This is a genomic window from Paenibacillus cookii (genome assembly GCF_018333375.1).
GTDB classification, from domain to species: domain Bacteria; phylum Bacillota; class Bacilli; order Paenibacillales; family Paenibacillaceae; genus Paenibacillus_AQ; species Paenibacillus_AQ cookii.
Genome location: NZ_BORW01000162.1, coordinates 1 through 231, shown reverse-complemented (window position 1 = coordinate 231; position 231 = coordinate 1). Strand labels below are relative to the sequence as shown.

At 54.5% G+C, this 231-nt stretch carries 1 rRNA gene; it reads right to left on the bottom strand.

Annotated features, from left to right (window positions below):
• A 23S ribosomal RNA gene (locus KI367_RS27935) occupies nt 1–231 on the bottom strand; the annotation flags it as partial.

Sequence of the window (231 nt, the reverse complement as noted above, 5' to 3'; positions counted from 1 at the left end):
CTTAGAATTCTCTTCTCGCCTACCTGTGTCGGTTTGCGGTACGGGCACCTTCACCTGGCTAGAGGCTTTTCTTGGCAGTGTGAGATCATGACCTTCGGTACTGCAATTTTCCCTCCCCGTCACAGCCCAGCCTTAACGATGTGCGGATTTGCCTACACATCAGCCTCACTGCTTGGACAGACATCCATCCGTCTGCGTCACTACCCTCCTGCGTCACCCCATCGCTCATAG